This window comes from Hyphomonas pacifica (genome assembly GCF_000682675.1).
In the GTDB taxonomy this organism is placed as follows: domain Bacteria; phylum Pseudomonadota; class Alphaproteobacteria; order Caulobacterales; family Hyphomonadaceae; genus Hyphomonas; species Hyphomonas pacifica.
In genome coordinates this window covers 36,980-55,852 of sequence record NZ_AWFA01000016.1, presented here as the reverse complement: position 1 = coordinate 55,852, position 18,873 = coordinate 36,980, and the positions used below count along the sequence as shown (strand labels likewise).

The following is an 18,873-nucleotide window of genomic DNA, read 5'->3' as shown; positions in this document are numbered from 1 at the left end:
GGAAAAGCCCGAAGCGCTGATCCCGGCCATGATTGAAAGCTTCCTGGCCTCCGACGCCGGGTTCAAGCGGGCGCGCCGCGCCCTTCATTCCAACGCCAGCAAGGAGACCTAAACCATGGCACAGATCGGCACGTTCACCCTCAAAGATGGCAGCTATACCGGCACCATCCGCACCATGACCATCAACGTCAAAGCCCAGCTTGTTCCCAATGCGGACAAGGCCTCAGACGGCGCGCCGGACTTCCGGCTCTATGCCGGTGGCGCGGAACTCGGCGCCGCCTGGCGCCAGGAAAGCAAGCAAGGCGAAACGCCCTACCTCGCCGTCAAACTCGATGATCCAAGCTTTGCCAGCCCCATGCGCGCGGCCTTCTTCGAGAATGAGAAGGACGGCACCGGCGTTATGGTGTGGAAGCGATAGAACTACTTTTTCTTGTCTCTTTCCATTTTTGCCGGACGAGGAACGATGACGATGCGCTCGAGTCCACTGAGGTTTTCCAGGCCAGATTGGAGCGTCTGATACTCTTCGGTCTGGCGCTGTTCATCCCAAATGAATGCAATCATGCGTGTAAACCCTGTTCCCTCCCGCAGATACAGGGAATGATCCGCCGCAATTTCATCTGTGATGGCTTTAAGCGCAGATTGACCTCGCCTTCGCAGATACTTCACTTCAATGATCGTGCTGAGACTCGGGATGCCAAGATCGTATCGTGGAGAAGTGTGACCGAGTTTCTTCAGCGTTTCTTCATCGACGAGATCAGGAAAGATGGGGCGCAAGATTGTCCAGAGCAGATTTTGGACGTGGTATTCATGGTCAATCTCCCACTTCTGGGGCAGAACATTTCGAACTTTAGGCTTTTCCTCGTAGGTCCAGTGTCCCATCGAACGCGAAACGCCTTCCAGAATCTCAATGAGTTCAGACACGCCGGCTCCGTGAAGCGGGAGGCGCGCCAGCGCAGAAGCGCATGATTCAAATGTGCCCTGTAGTGCGGCACGACGTGTCGGTTCTGGTTCGTCGATGTTTTCGATGAGGAGGCGCCACGCCGCTTCACGTAGCTCTTCCTCAATCACGTCCCCTTTGCGTTCAGCTACAGCGACGCGCAACACAGGATCGATATCGGATTTGTCGATGGACACTCCCAACGTGGCTTGCGCCGACTTCGCAAGACTATACTGCCAGGGGTCGTTTTGAAGTGCGGCGACCGACTGTACGAGACAAACCCGCAACCAGCCATCATCCATGGTTGAGGGAGTAAGCGCATTGTATCCGATGGCAAGGCCAAGTAACGCCACACCATCCACCTCGACTGTCGGCGCGCGTCCAGGCGTGAAGTAAACACGGCCTGCGAGTTGCTCCGTCCCTTCAATGAAGGCTTCTCTCAGTGTGTCAGACTGCCGGTTTTGGGCGAGAGCAAATCCAATCGCCGCAATGCGTCGGTAGGAACCGTCGCTTTCTGAGTTTTCTATTTCACATGACCGTTCCAGCCACGGGCTCAGAAACCGACAACAAGCGTCGATATGAACGGGGAGTTTGTCGGCGTGAACACCTGGCTGGCGCAAGGCTTGTTTGATGCTTGCAATATCCATCACAGGAACCAGGGCGCCTTGCCGATGTTGCGAAACCGGACGGCGTCATCATCCCACGTCTCGATCTGCTTCAGGCCGGCAAGACGTTCAGCGATTAGGTCGGAATACTTAATTGTGATCGGAAACGGTTCCGGCGTCATAACTCGCCAAGAATGGGCGGTGAAGTCGAACGCCTGGCGTGCGAGATAAGTCATATCGCGGAAGGTCGAATTGCGATGCAGTTTTAGAAGGCAGGCCCTCGGCATCCCGTGGGCCGCTTGCTTAAGTTCACTTGCGCCCGCAAACACAACCAGCGACTCAGAATCAGCCAGTTTGATGTGCACGCCTCGGGATGGGCCCAATACGCCTTTTCGTTTAGACCGATTTTTCTCCCAATGCGGCAATCCCTCTTGGTTCTGGTCGAAGATCAAATACGGATGATGTTCAGCAACATGAACGAAAGCGAAAACCACGTTTTCGAGGTCGAGAGATTCGACCGCCTGCTTGATGGCCTCAGCCTCAATGTCCTTGATTTGCTTGAACGCATGGAAGACCAGCCGCACCCGGTCTGTGTTTTTCCAGTTATCTTCCCGGCGGACCCGTTCGATGGTGCGCGTGAGCGTGTCGGTTAATTCCTTGGCGTAATCCTCAAATGGCACGACGCCGGTGCGTTCACTGAGGTGATACCCGCCATCGCTCGAAAACACAGTGGTAATGCCGACATACCGAACGCTCTGATCAAATCGAGATTGTTGTTCTGTGTGCGACCCGAGGCCAATGACGAGTTCATGGGCAACCGATTGCTGCGCCCCTAAAAGCCACGGACGACCGCCCAGCTTCGCATAGCAGGCAAGACTCACCTGATTCATTGTATACACGAGACTTTTGTCCGGCTCGCTCATCGTCTCGATACGAATATTCTGTACCGCTACATTGTTGCGGAGCAGCATGGCCTTCGTGGCGTAGTAAGGGTTCTGAGGCCCAGGCAACGCCTTGAAGTCTTCTTCAATCTGGACAATCGCCAAGTCCCAGCCAAAGCCATTGTCAGCAGCATGTTTCAGTGCGTCTTCGCAAGCTGCTTCGTATGCTTCGCGCGAGGCTGAGTTTGCCTGAAATGTCTGCACATTGGCTCGTTCCAGACGAAATCGACTAAGGAAGCCGTCATCATAAGGCTTGCGCCCATTTCGGAGTTGAAAGTCGGGGATGCCATCGAGAAGTTTTCCCACGAAACGATCGACTTGTCCTTCGAACCGGCCTTGGCAAATGACAGCGATGTTGAGTTGCTTTGGCGTGAACGTGCGTTGGTCGTGCGGTCCATTGTCTTTGATGCCGCGTTCGTTCCACGTATCGTTCGGCCTTCCCGAAGGGTGAAATACAAGCGTGGGGCGATCGATCGTTTCCGTCACCGGAAACTGAGCGTCCGTGCTCGACAGCCATTCGCCGATTTCAAAAGCAACGCCTGGAACAGCTTCCAGATTGACTGTCCTCAAATACTCGGCTGTTTGGTTGATCATTTGCAGGCGACCTGGGCCCTGGTTCAATGCGCTCATGGCGTCCCACGCCCTCGACAGGGTAGCCTGCCCTTGTCCCGGCAAAAGCGCATTGACGCACCAGTCGAAATCAGCGCGATTGCCGGTCAACCTCGCATCAGATGCTTTGACCCGTTCATAGCCTTTGCGATGGTCTTCCAAAATGAGTGTGTCACCGTCGATCGATGATACCTTTCCCACTGTAAGGCCGCGCGGCGCCAATCGGGAGTCTCGTTGCGGTTGATCGATTTGAACATAACGCCCAATCGGAGAAATGCCCCGCTCAATGAGATGATCGCAACCTGCCAATACCTGGTGACGGGTCCGCGCATTACACACCAGTCCGAACTGCGGACCCGACTTGCCACCGAACAACGTGCGAGACTCAAATTCCAGTAACGGCAAGATCCTTACCCAATCAGGTAAGTTAGCATGCGAAATGAAATTGTTCTTCGGATTGCCCAAAACGCTGACAGGATAATCGCTTGTAATCTCTCTGGACCCTGAAAACAGCCGCAGGAGAGCCGCGTTCAGAAGCGGCTTCCAAAGCCACCGTGCTTCGGCGAGGTCTACTCCGGTCGATTTGTCGGAGAGTGGTTCGGCACCGGGGATTACTGGAATCTCCGATATTGTGTCTTCTTGATAGTCGCGTTTGAAAACGTGGCTTTCACCGAACTCCTCTCGTAGTTCCCGCAAAACGTCTTCGTTGTAGGGCCGATAGCCAACGTGAATTCGCGTATCGCCGGAGAGCGATACGGGCAAAAAGTTCAAGAGAAGAGATGTGTGCGGCATGAAAACTATGAAATTGACCTAAACTTCACAGCTTAAAGGCGATTCTCGAAAAGGCAGAAGGTCGTTGACGGCGTTGCGGTATCACCCGATCGAAACAGAATGTTCGCATTCTTCCCGTTCGGGAATTTTCCTCGCCTCTGATGGGCGGGAAAGCCGAATCTTCCCGATCAGGAACGCTTTCAGTGCTTCCCGTCGGCGACGCTAAAGGGCGTATCAGCTGAGCAACGATCCGAGGCTTTCGCACTGGGTGGCGTGCTTTTCCGGGTTTGTATCTCGCAGTTTCAGGATGTTCTGCAGCTTCCACTGGACAGCGGGAAGCTCCGCTGCGGAGGGCAGCCCGATTGCGTCGAAGTCTGGTTCGCCACCGACCAGTGTTCGCAAGAATTGTGCGGCACTGTCGGTCAAACGGGACTGGACGTCTTCGATAAGTCTGCCCCGCACGTGTTCCAGTTCAGCGACGCTGACCGCATCGACGGTCATGCCGGAAAACTCAGCCTCGAAGACGTCTGTTAACGGTGCGAGGTTCGGATTCAGCAATTCATGTGGCGGTCGGCTGGAGCTCGCGACATAGACGAGGAAGGCCCGAAAGAGATCATCCGTGATGCCCTCATTCTCGTAAAGCAGCCTCACGTCGAACAGATCGCGCGGATGCTGTCGGTCTAACGCCGCATGGAGCTTACCGGCATAGAGGTCCTCGAACGCGACCAGTCTTGTCTCTGCGAACCCGAACTCGTCTTCGACCGCTGGTGCGACACGCTTGAGTTCGGGCTCGAAGACCACGCCGCGCGTGACCGGTGAGGTTTCGACCTTCACGGTCGCGGTGCCGCGTTGAAACAGGACACGCGTTGCGCCGCCGCCACCGCCCGCGATCCTGCTGGAGGTCACCCCGCGCACCTTTGAGCCCGCCTCGGCGATACGGTCCATAGCAGCGTCGATGTCCGCGAGGGACTGGGAGCGTTCTCTGATCGGGAGGAAGGTCAGATCGATGTCGACCGACAGGCGAGGGAGATCACGATAGAACAGGTTTATCGCCGTGCCGCCTTTCAGGGCGAAGTCTTCCTCTGCCGCCACGGCTGGCAGAACATCGACCAGCAGCCGGACCTGATCCACATATCGCTCACGCGCCATGGCGAGCCTCACTTTGCGGCATCAGTTCGGGCGGCACGGAGATGGCGTACCGTGGATGGAAGTGGCCGTTCTCAAAGAGGGCACGAGGCCCGGAACCCAGGTCGAACCGCTCAGGCGAGAGATGTCGCCGCCACGCGTGGCCGTGCTTGTCGGCAAAGACGAAGAACAGGCGCTTCACCTTGATGCTTGTGCAGGACGCCAGCAACTTCTCCAGTCTGCGGGGGCGCGCGGAGGCGAGTCCTTCGAAGACTGTATCGACGATATGAACGCTCTCATGTTTGGGCAGTTCATCCAGCATCTCGAGGATGGCGCGTTCCGGCGTTGAACACTTTAGCGGGCCGACGGGTGAGTCGACCTCCGTCGTCTCTTCATCAGCGCTCATGTCGAACAGTTTAGTGCTGTGCAGCCTATAGCGGGCCACATCATCCATCCGCTTGAGCCAGGTCGGATGCGCTTCCCCATAAAGGTGGACGTGCTGATTATCGCGCATCGGCAGATAATGGGCGAACCCTTGCAGCTCCAGCGCGGTCCGTCCGCCGACGACTGATGAATAGTCCATGACGTGCTGCAGCGAGCGTACGACGAGTTGCCAGTCGGCGCTGCGAGCATCAGCCTGCGGGCGTCGGTAGAGGCCGCGCACGACCGGTTCGAGCCAGCCGCTGTCTATGTATTTGTGTGCGAGCATTCGCGTGATGCCATGACGCTGCAGCGTCGGCGTATCGACCAGCCGACCTGGCAGGACGGTCTCCAGCATCCATTTTAGCTTTGTCTCGTTTTGTCGCCTCATGGGGTACAAAATAGCGTACTTCCGAAATTTTTCAAGCAGATAGTTTTGAATATGCCTCACTTGGTATACCCAGAGGATACGAAAATTGCTGACATCGAGACATGCCGGGTGGAGTGAATAGGCTGGCCAAGACGCCATCACTCGCGGCCTTCGAGCGCGTTCATAACGGCGAGGCCGACGCTCTTGGCAGCCTCCATCGCATGTCGATCCGACAAATGGGCATAGCGCTGCGTGGTCTCAGGACGGCTATGACCGAGCAGTGTGCCGATGACCGGGAGCGACAACCCGTTGGCCAAAGCAAAACTCGCAAAACTGTGCCGGAGGTCATGCTTCCGGACATCCGGCAGACCCGCTTCCTCGCGCACAAGTCTCCAGACCGCCTGCGTCCCGCAATAAGGGCCTGTGCCCGCATTGTTGAGAAAGACCCAGGTTGGGTGCAGTCGCGGCAAGCCTTTGAGAATTGCGAGGACTTGCGGCGAGATCGGCCGGATCGACCGGCCTGACTTGGTCTCTTCAAACCGGAAGAAGGAGCGGTCGAAATCGATCTCGGACCATTTCAGCTCTTCGATCTCCTTGGTTCGCGCGCCCGTCATCAGCAGGAGACGAATAATCGTGATGCCCGTCACACGCCGGTCCATTTGCTCCCACTCATCGAGGCATTTGCCGAGACGGTGGGCCTCCGCCACGGAAAGGTAGCGTTCCTTCTTGCCATCCGGCGCGAGCCTCAGATTGGCTGCAACATTCTGGTCCACGAAGCCGATATCCTTCATATAGGCGAGGACGCTCTTGAAGCTGACCATTGTCCGCTTCGCCGTCCCGGTGCCGCCCGTGGCGCGGCGAACCCCATGCTTCTTGGTCTTCTGAATCACAGCCGTCCGGCCGGCGGTGATATCATCACGCAACAGTTCGACATCCCGGCGCGTGAGTTCACGAAGCTTCTTGTTGCCGATTGCCGGGATGAGGTGCGCATCCATCCGGCTCATCTCGTTCCGGATGTTACGCGGGTCTCTGGCTTTCCCGGTTCGCCGGTTGCGGTGCGCCGCTTCGGCATGCCAGATCTCGATGGCTTTAGCGACGGTGATGTCCGCTTTGGCCTTGGCGGCAGCGTCAATCTCTTCCCGGCGATCCTCGCCGAGGCGGGCATTGGCGAGATAGACCTGCGCCTCCTTCCGCGCCATCTCGCACGTCATTGTATTGGAGCCGGCAATGCTCACCCGTCTCTGTTTCGCGCCGCGTCCGACGCCAACCCGATAAGACACGATGTAGGCCTTACGCCCATTCGCGGCGACCCTGAGACCAAAGCCGGGAAGCTCCTTGTCCCAGATAATGTAAGGCGACTTTTTCGGGTCAGCCAAATCGACGACACGCTTCGTGATCTTGACCTTTTTTCCTGTTTTTGACATCCAATCCTCCGGTTTGTCCGGTGGCGACTGGGTTTCCTGACTTTTGAGTCAGCACGGAGTCGGACAAATAATTCCAAAAACTCCAGCAACTGCGGGCCATTCAGCCCGAATTTGAGTCAGCACCATGTCAGCACCGCGAGCCGTAAACGGCTCCAATTTCTCGCAAGGTCTCGCAAAACCGCGACCCTCAAAAGTCATCATAAACCGCGCTAAGTGCTTGTCGTAGAACGTTTTTTAGCAAGAACTCGCAAGGTGCTGCTGACTCTCGCAAACATGGTAGGGTCAAACTCCGAAGGCTGATGTCAAGTCTGGCGATGGTGGCTGGTGTTGGAAGAAAGAAGTGACTAAACAACGGTTTGAGCGGATGTCGGGTTCGCTCTTCAGGCCGGTGAAAATATCGCGTAAGCATGGCGTAAGCACCTCGCGAACGGTATGCACCCGTAGCTCAGCTGGATAGAGCGTCGCCCTCCGAAGGCGAAGGCCACAGGTTCGAATCCTGTCGGGTGCGCCATTCCCCCCAATTTTATTCCAGCCGGGCTATCAATCTTTCAATAACTTGTCCGAGTTCTGGCATCCTGTCCGCAGACTTCTTCTGCCCATGGCAGACCAGGCAAGAAACCATAAGCGCCGCAACGATCATCCAATCATTCGCAGCGTCAATCATGCCGAGGCAACTGGACCGTTAACGTTTACAGCAGATCGCTTGACGGGCCGAATTACGTAGCGCGCGGTGCCTTTCTAAATGGAATCAATCGACCCACATTTTCATCCCGAGCACCGCTCTAGCGGCGCACTGGGATGCGGGTTGCGATCAGCATTGCACCGACTGAAATGACGACCAGAGCTCCGAACGCGATCTGATAGGCCGTCACCGACGCGGAGCCGCCGAACTGCTCAATGACAGCGACCATGGCGATTGCGCCCAATGCGCCCCCCAAGCGCTGACCGATATTGATCAAAGTCGCGGCGTCACCAGTTTCAGCCTCGTCAACTGCATTGTAGGCGGCCGTAATCGCGGGCATTTGGGCCAGGGCCAGCGCCGCTCCTCGTGCAGCGAGAAGAATGACGACGGCCGCAAAAACGAGCGGCACAGGGCAGACGAAAGGGATTGTTGTCAAAATCAGCAATCCTGCTCCGGCGAGAGATATCCTTCTCGGTCCATATCGATCCGTCAACGCTCCCGCTACTGGCAGAATAATGGCGGAGCCAAGCCCCATAGCCATGAGCATAAGGCCGGCTTCAGTTGGCGTTTGTCCCAGGCTGCGTTGCAAGAAGATCGGCAGAAGGAGCAATCCGCCGTACATGGCGGCGCCGGTCAATCCGGCGGTCACGACTGGGGCAGAAAAACCTGACCGCAATAGAAGGGCGACATCGATCAGGGGATCCGGACTTTGAACTGCGTGGACCACAAAGAGCGCCGTCAAGCCAATCCCGATGACTGCAATGGCTATGGAGAGCATGCTGATATTGCTCGATCCGATCTCCGCAGCACCGTAGAGCAGCAGAGGAAGGCCGAAGCTGATCAGGATCAATCCGCGAAAGTCGATCCGGGCCTCCGGCGTCGTTTCACCGGATGGTACGAGGCGCGCGGCGCCAATCAGAGCGGCGAAGCCTACTGGCACGTTGATCAGGAACAACCACCTCCAAGAGGCTGCATCGATCAGCATGCCACCGAATGCCGGTCCCAATGCCGGTCCGAGCGCGACAGCGAATCCCACGACGCCCATGAGCCGACCCAATTGGCGTCGATCAGCGGTGGACGCCAGGACCGCCTGACCGGCGGGGACCATCAGGCCGGCGGCGAGACCCTGCAGGCAGCGCGCCATGATCAAATGCGTCAGCGTTTGCGCAAACGCACAGACGATAGAGGCGAGCACAAAAGCGAGGATGCTGCCCTTCCAAAGGCGACCGTCTCCAAATCGTCGACTCAGCCAGCCAGCAAGCGGCAGGGAAACGGCGAGTGCTATCAGGTAACCAGTCGCTACCCACTGCACACCTGACAAGGGTGCGGCGAGATCGGATTGGATCGTGTTCAGGGCAAGGTTGGCGATGGTGGAATCGAGCATCGCCATGAAGGCGCCAGACCCGGTGACGACGGCGATTGCCCAGAGGCGGCCTGGAATCTCGGGAGGCGATAGCGGCATGTGGCTCAACTCGCTGGGTTGATGACGACGGCAATTTTTTATGGTACAATCGTATCATAAAAAATTGCCGTGAGCGAGGCCCTGTCCGATGCCGAGAACCGTCGACCACGAAGAACGTCGCTCCATGATTCTGAAGGCCTTTATGGCCGTCGCGGCGCGTGAGGGGCTGCATGCGGTCTCGTTGCGAGCCGTTGCCGCTGAAGCCGGCATTTCGCTGCGATCGGTCCAGTACTATTTCGATACCAAGGCAGGGTTGATGCAAGCGGGCCTCGCCGCGCTGGAAAAGCTGAGCAATGAACGCGTGAGAACTCGGCTTGAGGCGTTGGAGCCATCTCCGAGTGCACGAACAACACTCCAGGCGCTATTTGCTGTTGCACTTCCCACCGATCGCGAAAGTCGACGGTTTCATTTGCTCTGGACGTCGTATGCGATGCTCGCGATGACCGATCCGGAGATTTCGGATCGAACTTTCGTGGACAGTCCGAATCGGCTGCAGGAACGGATTGCCTTCATATTGGAAGAAGGGAAATCCAGCGGCGAGTTTGATGGTGCGCTTAATGGCGAACTCGAAGCCACGATCCTCATCTCTCTCATACACGGTCTCGGAACTGCTGTTCTCGTCGGTCAACAAACATCAGAAAGTGCGACTTCCAGCTTTGAGCATTATCTCGACCGTTTGGCTGGAGCGAAGTCCGGAAACGGGTGAACGGCATGGCGATGAAGATCGGCCAGCTTCGCTGCCTAATCGCTGCGGCGGAATATGGGAGTTTCCGACGAGCTGGCGAGGCTTTGCAGATGAAGCAGTCCAGTATTAGCCGCGCTATCAGACAGCTCGAGGATGAACTGGGCGTCTCGTTGTTCGAGCGGCGATCTACGGGCGCCTATCTGACGGACGCCGGAGGAAGTCTGCTTCGTGAGGCGCGTTCAGCTTTGGAGCAGCTCGACCTGGCAGAAAAGACGGCGGCCGCCGCTGGCCGGGCGGAAATCGGAATAGTGCGCGTCGGGATCCTCACCTCGCTCGCGGGCGGCTTCTTACGTGAAATCGTACGATGCTATGCACACCGGCACCCTGAAATCACGATCGACATCCGGGACGGCGGGCGCAAAGAACACATAGAAGCAGTTAGGAGTCGAAAGCTGGATGTGGCATTCGTGGTCGGAGATAGCAGCATCGCGGATTGTGAGATCGCGTCACTTTGGAGGGAGCGTGTCTATGTCGCGCTTCCTGAAAGACATGAATTGGCTGGCAGGCGGCAACTCGACTGGTCTGACCTGCGATGCGAAAGTTTCATCGTTAGCCGATCTGAACCCGGACCGGCGGTGCACGATTACATCGTCCGCAGGCTATCCGATTACTGCACTTCCCCGGAAATCCTCTATAAGGGGGTGGTACAGGAGACTCTGATGAATCTGGTCGGTCTTGGACAAGGGATCACATTGGTGTCTGCCGCCTGGATGGATGTAAAGGTTCCGAATCTCGTACTGCGTCCTCTGAGCGATCCCGCCGATATAATGCTCTTTAGCGCCGTCTGGTCCCCCTTAAACGACAATCCTGCACTGCGTCGCTTCATCAGCGTTGCCCATACTCTGGCCGGACGTGTGCGACGTGGTGCTTCCGATTGGGCGCCGGAAGCGCTAGCGACTACTCCGGTCGGAGGTGTATCTTCCGCAGGCGCGCGAAAGCCCGATCCGTCGCCATGAAACGCTGAAGCATAGGTGCGACCAACTTTGCAGGTTCGTTCTTCTGACCGGTTTCGCGCGCGAGTACCTCAGCATAGGTGACAAGATCGCGATGGAGGTCGGCGGGAAGTTCAATGCTCAGCTTGACGGGTTTATCGTCAGGAATGGCGCCGAGTTTTAGCCTGGTCATAGATCAACTCCGATAGGGCTCGAGGACAAGGTCATGCGTTACCATTACGCGCACAGGGAAGCCCGGGCGGATGGTCAGGGTCGGCGGGATGGAAAGCTGACGGCGGACAACCTCATCGCCAGCGCGACCGATCGTGTGCTGCGTTCCTTCGCGTATGGCGCGGGCGATGCCGTCATCATCGTCGGCGCCCAGTTCCGCACCGATGTTCAGGATGGTGGCGAGACCAGCCGCCATGAATAGCCGCCCCCAATGATTGTTGACGCCATCTTCCAGCCCGGCATAGCCAGCCTCGTCGGCGCCAGGTTGGCGTTCGAGAACGATGGAGCGCCCATTGGGCAGGATCAACCGGGTCCAGGCCAGCAGCACACGGCTCTGCCCGAACGCAACGCCGCTATCGTATTCGCCGATGAGGCGCGAGCCTTGCGGGATCAACAGGAACCGCCCGGTCGGACTGTCATAGACATTGGACGTCACCTGGGCCGTGATCTGGCCGGGAAGATCCGAGCGGAGTCCTGTGACTAAGGCTGCCGGGATGACTGCGCCGGCCTGAACCAAATAGGGGCTGGGCGGATCGGTGAGCCGGTCGGTGCTTGTCGTGCGTCGATCAGTGGGTTTGTCGAGAAATGCTTGCCGCCTGTCCGTCGCGTCTGGTGAAGCGCCCATCGCACTCGCCGGAAAGAATGATCCAGTGCCGGACGGTACGGGAGCGACCGTTGGCGGAGTTTGAGGTTGTCCACCAGTGGTGGTCTTGGCTTCGGCGAAAAGACGACTGAGCCGGGCTGCCTCAATCTCCTGAAGACGGCGCTGTTCCTCTGGATCGACGGTCGGCGTGGTAACAACCGTCGGTACGGACTGACCGCGTTGTTGAGCTGACAGGATCGGCCGACCGAGTTCGCCCGGCAATGGCGGACCGAGCCGTGGCACGCCTGTGTAGTCGGCGGGCAGACGCGACAGGCCTTCTGCTTCCTGAATACGCTCGGTCAAATAGAGTTCCGACGGCCCATCGGCCGGTTTGCGATCTTGCAGAGCCACAATCAGGATGGCGCCGAGACCGAGTCCGCTGGCCGCGCCAAGAACCGTCAGCGTGCGACGCGAGAGACGCATGACCCTCGGTGGATCGGCGCGCAGCCGTAAGGAGGCGGCGATCTCTTTTTCTTCCGGGTGTTCTGTATCCTCGCTCATTTGCGCGGCCCCACATTGCTATGGAGCGAAGCGGTTTGGGCGCCGCGTGTCACTTCATCCGTGCGGACGATCCGGACGCGTTTCTGCTTGTCACCTAAGCGCAGTTCGGCGGCAGCGAAGAGGCGGTCGACGATCATGTAGTTGCGGCGGATACGGTAGTTGACGAGTTGGCCTTCGCCTTCCGGCCCGATGACAAAAAGCGGCGGCATTTCGCCTTGGCCAATCCCGCGCGGAAACTCGATGAAGACCTGTCGCCCATCATCAAAGGCGCGCAGCGGCCGCCAGGGCGCGCGGTCGCCCTCGATCCGATAGCGGAAGCGCAAGGAATCCAGTGCGACGTCGCGTCCGATCGGCAAGGCCGCTTCCGCATCGGCGTTGCGCCGCCTGAGCGCGATCAGGGCATCCTCGGCATAAGTCCAGGAGACCGAAGCCATATAAGCGGATGGGTTCGCTCTCAGTTCAAGGTGGTAGGTCCGCTTGTCGGTATTGATGACGAGATTGGTCTGAAGATCGGGCCGCGTCGGTTTAACCAGAATGTGGATGCGCTGCGAACTGCCCGATCCGCTCTGCGTGTCGCCGATGATCCATCGCGCCGTGTCGCCGGCCGCAATCGGACCGGACCCGACCAGCTTCTCGCCGGGCTGCAGGGCGATGTCGGTGATCTGTCCCGGCGACGCGTAGACCTGATAGAGCGCGCCTTCGCTGTAGGGGTAGAGCTGCACCGCGTTGATGAACCCGTCGCGCACGGGTTCCATGCGTGCGGCGGCGTTCGCTTCATTGACGCGTTCGGCGGGGTTAGCGGATTCAGGTTCCGAAGTTTCCCCACCAACGGGCTTGAGCTGCCCCGGTAATGGAAGCGGTTTGGAGCGTTCGACGATCCGCACGGGTCGCTCAGGCTCAGGCAGAAGCGTCGCCTCGATGGGTGGCTCGTCATAGGCGATTTCCGGCGGCTTGAACGTCGCGCAGCCCGATAACGCCGAGGCGGCAAGCAGAACAGCGATGGAGGCTTTTGCGGTGTGAAGTGTTTTTGTCATTGGGCAGTCTCCCGGGACCAGTTGATGGCGTTGACGAAAATGCCGAGCGGATTCTTGCGCAGGCGCTCGGCGTCGCGCGGCTGTTGCAGGACGATGGTAAGAATGGCGGTCCAGCGTTCGGTCGCGGCGAGTTGTCCGTTGACATAGCGGCGCTCAATCCAGGCGATGCGGAAGCTGCTCTCGGAGGCACGGATGACGCTGGAAACCTCGACCGAGATTTGCGTATCGCCGACCTTGGCGAAGGGATCGTTCACCCGGGCATAGTCGTTCAGAGCCAGCGCGCCCCTATCGGTCGTGAAGTCGTAAGCGTGCAGCCAATTCTGGCGCAGCACGATGGGATCAGCGGGGATTTGGCGCACATTCTCGATGAAACGCGACAGGTGGTAGGCGATCTGCGGATCGGTTGGACGGAAGTCGGCGATGGCGGGCGCCACGGCTTGAGCTGCGCCGAGCCGATCCACTTCCACGACATAGGGCGTGATCGTCCCTTGCGTGGATTGCCAGGCCAGCGCCGCACTGAGTCCGGCGGAAAGCAGCAATGAGCCAAACGCCATAAGCCGCCAGTTCCTCGCCTGCACACGAGCGGACCCGATGCGGTCGTCCCAGGCTTGGGCGGCTTTCTGATAGGGCGTGACGGGTCCAGGGGTCTTGGCATAGCGAACGCTTGGACGACGGAACATCATGATTTCTCCGAAAGGCTGACGGCGGTTCCACCGCCACCATGGTCGCCGGAGCGAACGGCATGGGCAGCAACGGCGGCACCGTGGTGAAGGGATTGTTGGTGTTTCATGCGGCGTGCCCAAGCAGGCGGCCCATTGTTCGCCGACGCGGTTGGCTCGGGGCTATTGCTAAACTTGCCGGCAGTCGCTTCGAATGCGGCGCGTGAACCGGAGCGGTAGCTCTCGCTCATGGAGCGGCGGAGCGGGCTAGTCGCAGCGCCGACGCTGGCTTTTCCGACACTGGCAATACCTGCGGCGACACCAGAGGCACCGCCGCCAGCAGCCGCGTTCCCCATGCGATAGGCGGTCGACGCGCCGCCAGCGACCGCCGCAGCGCCGCGTGCTCCGGCGCCGGCTGCTCCCACGGCCATTCGGGCGCCGGCGAGACCGCCAACCGCCAGACCGCCAGCGGCAAGACCAGCGCCCACGGCTGCGCCTGCACCCAGTTGCGGGCCGCCCGAGACAATGCCGTTGGCGATGCCCGGCCCGAAGATACCGAGCGCGAGCAAGGAGAGCGCGGCAAGCACGATGGCCATGGCGTCTTCAATGGTCGGCTCGCCGGTGAACCCAGCGGTGAATTCGCCAAAGATGGTCGAGCCGATGCCAACGATCACGGCGAGCACCAGCACCTTGACGCCGGACGAGATGACCAGGCCCAGCACACGCTCTGCCATGAAGGCGGTTTTGTTGAAGAGGCCGAAGGGCACGAGGATGAAGCCCGCCAGGGTCGCCAGCTTGAACTCGATCAGCGTGACGAATAGCTGGATTGCGAGAATGAAGAAGGACAGGAGAACGACCAGCCAGGCGAACAGCAGGATGATGATCTGGAGGAAATTCTCGAAGAAGGAGACGAACCCCATTAGATCGGCGATGGACGCGAGGATCGGCCGGCCGGCTTCGAGGCCGACTTCGGCGATGCGGCCGGGCTGGAGAAGTTCCCCGGCGCTCAGGCTGCCACCTGAAGCGATGAGCCCGAGACCGGCAAAGCTCTCGAACACGATCCGGGCGAGCGCGTTCCAGTTGCCGATGATGTAGGCGAAGATCCCGACGAAGAGCGTCTTCTTGACGAGACGGGCGAGAATGTCGTCGTCTGCCCCCCAGGCCCAGAACAACGAGGCGAGCGTCACGTCGATGACGATCAGCGTCGTCGCGAGGAACGCGACATCGCCCCCGAGCAGGCCGAAGCCTGAATCGATGTAGGAGGTGAAGACCTGCAGGAACCGGTCGATGACACCTACGCCGTCCATGCTCTACTCCTTCTCGGGGTTGCCGCTGGAAAGGCCGAGAAAGCGGCGGCGATGCTCTGCCCAAGCGGCGCGGCAGGCTGTATCGGTGTCCAGATCTTCCGGCGTTATCGACCGGCAACGCACAAGCTCTGCCTGCAACGGATCGTGTGTCACGGGCGAAACGGCCGGCGTTTCCGGCGCGACGGTGTTCTCTAGTTCGACGGCGGCGAAGAGCGCGGAGAGCGCGCCGAGGCCGAAGGCGACAAGCCGGAGAATCTGGTCGGGAGAGCTGCGCATCTCCCCCTACCGGAACATGGTGACGGTGGTCGGCGCGTAGCCGCTGCCGTAGTCGAGGAAGCGATTGAGGTTTTCGCGGGCCTGAGCCTCAGCGGAGGCGCGTCGGGCCGCATCCAGCGCCTGCGCGCGGTTCTGCGCGGCAACGGCGGCGGTAAGATCCGTCATCTGCTGGCTTTGCAATGCGAGAAGCTGATTGCCGGCTTGGGTCGCCTGCAGGGCGCCGGTCGCGCCCTGGCTCTGCGCGACGAGATTGCTCAGTTCAGAACGTGTCCGTTCGATATTGCCGACAACGCCGGCCTGGACCTTCAGCGCGTCTTCGTAGCCGGCCACCGAGTTGTGCCAGCGCGCTTCGGCGCTGGCGATCATTGTTCCGAAATCACCCGCTGCGGCAGCCTCGCCATACTGTTCGTTGAAGGCGGTCTCGATCTCGGAGACCTGATAGGCGATGTTCTGGGCCTCGCTCAGGAGGTGCTGGGTGCGCGCGATGGTGGCCTGAAGCTGGGCGAGCGAGGAATATGGCAGGCTTGCGAGATTGCGGGCCTGATTGATCAGCATCTGCGCTTCGTTCTGAAGTTGTTGAATCTGATTGTTGATCTGTTCGAGTGTCCGTGCGGCCGTCAGTACGTTCTCGGCATAATTCGACGGGTCGAACACGATGTCGCCGAAACCGAACAGGGCATAGGCAGGCTGCATCGGCGCGAAGGCCATGGCGCCAGTAATCATGAGGGCAGCGAGTTTCTTACGCATGGGGCGTCTCCTGAGTCTGGTGTGACGGTTCGGGATCATGGGATGGGCCGAGCAGCTCGACGGCCCAATCGAGGCCGCGCCGTGCGAGCCAGGCGGCGGCGAAGCCGTCCCGCCCGTGTTCGGCGAGCATGTCGGTGATGGCGGCCTGGTCGGTCTTCGACGATGCGGCCGTGAAGGCGAGCGCGACCTCACCGAGACCGAGCGAGAAGAGCCGATTGCCGCGCCGCGACTGACAGTAATAGTCGCGCTTCGGCATGGCCCGCGCGACGATCTCGATCTGGCGTTCATTGAGACCGAAGCGGCGGTAGATGTCTGCGATCTGCGGCTCGAATGCGCGTTCGTTCGGCAGGAAGATGCGGGTCGGGCAGCTCTCGATGATGGCGGGCGCGATGGCAGAGTTGTCGATATCAGCGAGCGACTGCGTGGCGAAGAGAACGGACGCGTTCTTCTTCCTCAGTGTCTTCAGCCACTCGCGGAGCTGGCCGCCGAAGGTGCCGTCATCGAGCGCCAACCAGCCTTCATCGACGATGATGAGGCTTGGCCGTCCGTCGAGGCGATCCTCGATCCGATGGAACAGATAGGCGAGCACGGCGGGCGTCGCGGCCGATCCGATCAGCCCTTCGGTTTCGAAGGCCTGGAAATCGGCCGTTCCAAGCTCTTCGGACTCGGCGTCGAGCAAACGTCCGAAGGGACCGCCAAGACAGAATGGCGCCAAAGCCTGTTTGAGTTCGGTCGACTGCAACAGGACCGAAAGTCCCGTGAGCGTGCGTTCTTCGACGGGCGCCGAGGCGAGCGATGTCAGCGCCGACCAGAGATGGTCCCGCGCGACTGGATCGACGGTGACGCCTTCACGGGCGATCAGGCCGGACAACCAGTCCTGCGCCCAGGCGCGCTCGCTCGTCTCGTCAATGTTGCGAAGCGGCTGAAGCTGGACGGCCGTTTCGTCATCGGACAGTGCGCCGGCGAGATCCTGCCAGTCTCCGCCACAGGCGACGGTCGCGCAGCGGATCGAGCCGCCGAAATCGAAGGCGAAGACCTGTGCGCCCGCATAGCGACGGAACTGCAATGCCATCAGCGCCAACAGCACCGACTTGCCCGAGCCGGTCGGGCCGACGACGAGCGTGTGTCCGACATCGCCGACATGAGGCGAAAAACGGAACGGGGTCGAGCCTTCCGTCTCCGCGTAAAAAAGCGGCGGACCGTCCAGATGATCGTTGCGCGGCGGTCCTGCCCAGACCGCTGAGATCGGGATCATGTGCACGAGATTGAGGGTCGAGACCGGCGGTTGACGGACATTGGCGTAGAGATGGCCGGGCAGCGAACCGAGCCAGGCCTCGATGGCGTTCAGTGTCTCGGGCATGCAAGTGAAGTCCCGGCCCTGAATGACCTTTTCGACCGCCTTCACCTTGGCATCGGCGACGGCCTCATCCTCATCCCAGACGGTCAGTGTAGCGGTGATGTAGGCGGCGCCGGCCATATCGGCGCCGAGTTCCTGCAAGGCCTCATCGGCGTCGGCAGCCTTGTTCGCCGCGTCGCTATCGAGCAGCGTTGAAGCTTCGTTGGTCATCACCTCTTTCAGGATCGCGGCGATGGATTTGCGCTTGGCGAACCACTGCCGCCGGATGCGGGTCAGGAGCTTGGTCGCATCGGTCTTGTCGAGACAGATGGCGCGCGTGACCCAACGATATTCGAAGGACTGGCGGTTGAGCTCATCCAGCAGTCCGGGCCATGTAGCCGTGGGGAAGCCGATGATGGAGAGGTTGCGCAGATGTTCTTCGCCTAGCTTCGGCGCCAAACCGCCGACAAGGGCGTTGTCGACCAGGAGGGCGTCGAGGTGCATCGGCGTTTCCGGAACCCGCACACGCTGTCGGCGTGTCGAGATCGTGGAATGCAGATAGGTCAGCGTTTCCTCGTCGGAGAGCCAGGCCGCTTCCGGCATGAAGCCGTCGAGGAGATCGAGCAGACGGTCCGTCCGCGCCGTAAAGCTCGCGACGTGCTCCTGCGGATTGATGCCCTTGTCGGGGGCATCCTCATAGAGCCACCGTCCGGCACGGCTGGCGTCGTCGGCCGGCGGCATCCAGACGAAGGTCAGGAAGTAGCCGCTTTCGAAATGACTCGATGCCTCCTCGAACTGAGCGCGCCGCTCCGCATCGACGAGCGCGGACACGGGATCGGGAAAATGCGAGAGCGGATAGTCGCGCGCCGGCAGGCGTTGCGCCTCGACGAACACCGCCCAACCCGACCCGAGCCGTCGCAAGGCGCTGTTGAGACGGCCGGATACGGCGACGAGCTCTGATGGTGTCGCGGAGTCGAGGTCAGGTCCCCGAAACCGTGCCGTGCGTTGCAGACTGCCGTCCTTGTTGAGGATAACGCCGGGCGCGACGAGCGCCGCCCAAGGCAGGAAGTCGGCGAGGAGCGAGGATTTGGAGCGGTATTCGGCGAGGCGCAACAT

18 protein-coding genes and 1 tRNA gene are annotated in these 18,873 nt (G+C 59.8%); 5 read left to right on the top strand and 14 right to left on the bottom strand.

Annotated elements, in window-relative coordinates; all coding sequences use genetic code 11:
• Together HY2_RS17860 and HY2_RS06955 are read left to right on the top strand one after the other, a co-directional pair.
• Positions 1-112: DUF2274 domain-containing protein (locus HY2_RS17860; RefSeq protein ID WP_034826055.1), on the top strand; the 112-nt coding region annotated here is incomplete at its 5' end.
• Positions 113-115: 3 nt separating this feature from the next.
• Positions 116-418, top strand: a complete 303-nt coding sequence (locus HY2_RS06955) for a DUF736 domain-containing protein (RefSeq protein ID WP_034826053.1) — start codon at positions 116-118, stop codon at positions 416-418.
• A 2-nt stretch (positions 419-420) separates the two neighbouring features.
• On the opposite strand, the gene HY2_RS16735 is transcribed toward HY2_RS06955, so the two are convergent.
• The 5 genes from HY2_RS16735 to HY2_RS06930 all read right to left on the bottom strand — a co-directional run bounded on the left by HY2_RS16735 (position 421) and on the right by HY2_RS06930 (position 7,202).
• Positions 421-1,584, bottom strand: coding sequence for a PD-(D/E)XK nuclease domain-containing protein (locus HY2_RS16735; RefSeq protein ID WP_051594813.1), 1,164 nt, complete (start codon positions 1,582-1,584; stop codon positions 421-423).
• The gene (locus HY2_RS06945; protein ID WP_034826052.1) at positions 1,584-3,884 is read right to left on the bottom strand and encodes an argonaute/piwi family protein; all 2,301 of its coding nucleotides are present in this window, start codon (positions 3,882-3,884) and stop codon (positions 1,584-1,586) included. Before HY2_RS06945 ends, HY2_RS16735 begins: the two co-directional genes overlap by 1 nt.
• Before the next feature lie 213 nt (positions 3,885-4,097).
• Entirely contained in the window at positions 4,098-5,012 is a 915-nt protein-coding gene (locus HY2_RS06940) for a nucleotidyl transferase AbiEii/AbiGii toxin family protein (RefSeq protein ID WP_034826051.1), read from the bottom strand.
• Complete coding sequence (locus HY2_RS06935; protein ID WP_034826048.1) at positions 5,002-5,799, bottom strand: type IV toxin-antitoxin system AbiEi family antitoxin domain-containing protein; 798 nt, start codon at positions 5,797-5,799, stop codon at positions 5,002-5,004. Before HY2_RS06935 ends, HY2_RS06940 begins: the two co-directional genes overlap by 11 nt.
• Positions 5,800-5,936: 137 nt before the next feature.
• Positions 5,937-7,202: a tyrosine-type recombinase/integrase gene (locus HY2_RS06930; protein ID WP_034826047.1), complete on the bottom strand. Its 1,266-nt coding sequence runs from the start codon at positions 7,200-7,202 to the stop codon at positions 5,937-5,939.
• A 434-nt stretch (positions 7,203-7,636) separates the two neighbouring features.
• On the opposite strand from HY2_RS06930, the gene HY2_RS06925 reads away from it, so the two are divergent.
• Positions 7,637-7,713: transfer RNA gene (locus HY2_RS06925), tRNA-Arg, on the top strand.
• A gap of 271 nt (positions 7,714-7,984) precedes the next feature.
• Here HY2_RS06925 and HY2_RS06920 read toward each other — a convergent pair.
• Entirely contained in the window at positions 7,985-9,346 is a 1,362-nt protein-coding gene (locus HY2_RS06920) for a DHA2 family efflux MFS transporter permease subunit (RefSeq protein ID WP_034826046.1), read from the bottom strand.
• 124 nt (positions 9,347-9,470) lie between these two features.
• Between HY2_RS06920 and HY2_RS06915 the strand changes: the two genes are divergently transcribed.
• Both HY2_RS06915 and HY2_RS06910 read left to right on the top strand, forming a co-directional pair.
• The gene (locus HY2_RS06915; protein ID WP_206741004.1) at positions 9,471-10,052 is read left to right on the top strand and encodes a TetR/AcrR family transcriptional regulator; all 582 of its coding nucleotides are present in this window, start codon (positions 9,471-9,473) and stop codon (positions 10,050-10,052) included.
• Between the two features lie 5 nt (positions 10,053-10,057).
• Entirely contained in the window at positions 10,058-11,047 is a 990-nt protein-coding gene (locus HY2_RS06910) for a LysR family transcriptional regulator (RefSeq protein WP_034826042.1), read from the top strand.
• Here the strand turns inward: HY2_RS06910 and HY2_RS17125 are convergent.
• The 8 genes from HY2_RS17125 to trbE are packed head-to-tail and all read right to left on the bottom strand — an operon-like array spanning position 10,989 to position 18,873.
• Positions 10,989-11,216: a DUF2274 domain-containing protein gene (locus HY2_RS17125; RefSeq protein WP_081814970.1), complete on the bottom strand. Its 228-nt coding sequence runs from the start codon at positions 11,214-11,216 to the stop codon at positions 10,989-10,991. The genes HY2_RS06910 and HY2_RS17125 overlap by 59 nt on opposite strands.
• Positions 11,217-11,219: 3 nt before the next feature.
• The gene (locus HY2_RS06905; RefSeq protein WP_034826041.1) at positions 11,220-12,398 is read right to left on the bottom strand and encodes a TraB/TrbI/VirB10 family type IV secretion system protein; all 1,179 of its coding nucleotides are present in this window, start codon (positions 12,396-12,398) and stop codon (positions 11,220-11,222) included.
• A complete protein-coding gene (gene trbG / locus HY2_RS06900) occupies positions 12,395-13,432 on the bottom strand; it encodes a P-type conjugative transfer protein TrbG (protein ID WP_034826040.1) in 1,038 nt (345 codons plus the stop codon). Before trbG ends, HY2_RS06905 begins: the two co-directional genes overlap by 4 nt.
• Positions 13,429-14,112: a conjugal transfer protein TrbF gene (gene trbF / locus HY2_RS06895; protein WP_034826039.1), complete on the bottom strand. Its 684-nt coding sequence runs from the start codon at positions 14,110-14,112 to the stop codon at positions 13,429-13,431. The genes trbG and trbF overlap by 4 nt, the downstream gene beginning before the upstream one ends.
• Positions 14,112-15,398, bottom strand: a complete 1,287-nt coding sequence (gene trbL, locus HY2_RS06890) for a P-type conjugative transfer protein TrbL (RefSeq protein ID WP_034826038.1) — start codon at positions 15,396-15,398, stop codon at positions 14,112-14,114. The genes trbF and trbL overlap by 1 nt, the downstream gene beginning before the upstream one ends.
• Positions 15,399-15,401: 3 nt before the next feature.
• Entirely contained in the window at positions 15,402-15,674 is a 273-nt protein-coding gene (gene trbK-alt / locus HY2_RS06885) for a putative entry exclusion protein TrbK-alt (protein ID WP_034826037.1), read from the bottom strand.
• Positions 15,675-15,680: 6 nt separating this feature from the next.
• A complete protein-coding gene (gene trbJ / locus HY2_RS06880) occupies positions 15,681-16,421 on the bottom strand; it encodes a P-type conjugative transfer protein TrbJ (RefSeq protein ID WP_034826036.1) in 741 nt (246 codons plus the stop codon).
• Positions 16,414-18,873 (bottom strand): conjugal transfer protein TrbE, encoded by a 2,460-nt coding sequence (gene trbE, locus HY2_RS06875; RefSeq protein WP_034826031.1) that lies wholly within the window; start codon positions 18,871-18,873, stop codon positions 16,414-16,416. The genes trbJ and trbE overlap by 8 nt, the downstream gene beginning before the upstream one ends.